Annotated in this window: 4 protein-coding genes; all 4 read right to left on the bottom strand. The window is 70.2% G+C overall.

Annotation, left to right across the window (positions count from 1 at the left end):
• Nucleotides 1-344, bottom strand: a 344-nt coding sequence (locus HUW62_RS47130) for a hypothetical protein (RefSeq protein ID WP_176438177.1), incomplete at its 3' end; no start/stop codon positions are given.
• Nucleotides 344-982, bottom strand: coding sequence for a hypothetical protein (locus tag HUW62_RS47125; protein ID WP_176438176.1), 639 nt, complete (start codon nt 980-982; stop codon nt 344-346). The genes HUW62_RS47130 and HUW62_RS47125, both read right to left, overlap by 1 nt.
• A 1-nt stretch (nt 983) precedes the next feature.
• A complete protein-coding gene (locus HUW62_RS47120; RefSeq protein ID WP_176438175.1) occupies nt 984-1,358 on the bottom strand; it encodes a hypothetical protein in 375 nt (124 codons plus the stop codon).
• 8 nt (nt 1,359-1,366) lie between these two features.
• Nucleotides 1,367-1,594: a hypothetical protein gene (locus HUW62_RS47115; RefSeq protein ID WP_013375286.1), complete on the bottom strand. Its 228-nt coding sequence runs from the start codon at nt 1,592-1,594 to the stop codon at nt 1,367-1,369.
• Nucleotides 1,595-1,783: the final 189 nt, after the last annotated feature.

The following is a 1,783-nucleotide window of genomic DNA, read 5'->3' as shown; positions in this document are numbered from 1 at the left end:
CTGGGGCGGATGAGGGCGTCGCCCGTGGCCGCGTCGACGAGGCTGAGGCGCTCCAAGTCGCGGAAGTGGAAGACGAGTTCAAAGCTCGTCCTGGGGCTGTTGCCGGAAGGTGCCATTCGCAATGACTCAAAGGCATCCGGCTCCACCTGGCAGGGGACACGCACGGGCGGAAATTCGCGACGGAAGGCTTCGGCCAGGCCGTCGTCGTCCGCGTCCACCAGCACCGGCTCGCGGAAGTCCGCGTCGTACCCGCTGGCATGGGGGCCCGGGCCGGGGCCCGCCATGGCGGTGGTGTCCAGGCGGTGCAGCTCCGCGAGGAAGGGGAAGATGAGCCTGCCCCTCATCAGGCCGCCCCGGGCAAGGAGGGCTTCACGTAGGGGGCGAGGAGGGTGTCCACCTCCGGCTCTCCGGTGAGAGGCCGCACCGCGGGGCGGACAGTGTCGAGGCGGTAGCTCTGCTCGCGCGTGCGCTCCTCCACCACCCGCCAGCGCGTGCGCTCCTCCAGCGAGTCTTCATCCGCCAGGGGCGAGAGGCTGCGCAGGACGAGGAGCATGCAGGCGCGGCGGATGGCGAGCGGCGTGCGCCCCTCCGGCGTCCCGTCCGCCTCGGTGTATCCCCAGCGCGCGCCCACCGTGACGTTGCCCTCGCCGCGCGGGAAGACACGGCCATGGCGGAAGGTGAGGCGTGGCCCGTCGAAGCCCGCGCCCACCGGAGCGCCCACCACCACCAGGCGCTCCTTGGAGAAGGACACGTCCGCCCCGTAGAGGGCCAGGCGGTAGAGGCGGATGGGTGGCACCGGCAGCCAGAGGGAGGGGGTGCCACGCCCGTCGAGGTGCAGCGTCGCCGAGCGCGGCTCGAAGTGCCACCCCGTCACCTTGTCGATGGTGCGCGTCGCCTCCTCAAGGAGGACGGCCAGGCGGGTGTCGCCCGCCATGGCCGGTGTGACGCCCTCGGAGCGCATGTCGGCCACCGTGGCGTACACGTCAGTCCTTCTCCCGCTTGCCGCGGCGCGTGTCCTTCTCCTCGGCCTTCGGGAGGTCCTCCGTCGTCAGCGTGCCGGCGGGCCGTGCCGCACTCAGCTTCAGCTCGTCGCTGGCGCTGCGCTTCACGCGGGCCTCGTCGGCCTCGGTGGCATCGAGGGACTTCGCCTCGGCCTCCGTGCTCACGTCGAAGGCGAGCGGCGAGTAGGTGTCACCGGGCAGTTGGTGCACGGTGCGCAGGTAGTCCGCCACCGGCTTCTCCACCCGGTACCAGCCGCGCTCCTCCTGGAACTTGATGCCGGCATACGTGTAGCGCCGCAGCAAGTGGCCCCGGCGCGCGTCGTAGGCCTTCAGTCGGACGAGATAGGTGTTGTCCATGGTGAGCCTCACAACTGCACGTTGATGGCCTTGGCCGTGCCCGACTCCTCGGCGAACTTCGCGTCGAAGCGCAGCGTGGCCACCACCTTCAGCGTCCCCTCGGAGATGTCGCGCGCCGACTCGATGCGAATCTGCCGCCAGATGCCGACGTGGATGTTCTTGGGATTGGTCAGCAACACCGCCGTGCGGTCATTCGTCGCACCGAGGTTCTCCGGCCAGAGGGGGATGGGCCGCACCGGGACGCCCGAGTAGAGGACTGGCGCATCGCCCTCCAGGAACTTGTCGCCGACCGCCGTGGCCCGCTCCGCGAGCGAGTTCCGGTAGTCCAGGTCCGCGTCGACGCTGGTAAGAGGAACCCCATGCTGCTTTTGTCACGGAGGTGCTCCGAGGGCAGCGACTTGAGCAGGTCGCCGAGGACGTCCTTG

This window comes from Myxococcus sp. AM011 (assembly GCF_013372595.1).
Classification (GTDB): domain Bacteria; phylum Myxococcota; class Myxococcia; order Myxococcales; family Myxococcaceae; genus Myxococcus; species Myxococcus eversor.
This window is presented reverse-complemented; position numbering and strand designations above follow the sequence as displayed.

Coding starts and splice junctions, on each gene's coding strand:
- HUW62_RS47120 (WP_176438175.1), bottom strand. CDS start 1,358: ATGGACAACACCTATCTCGTCCGACTGAAGGCCTACGACGCGCGCCGG.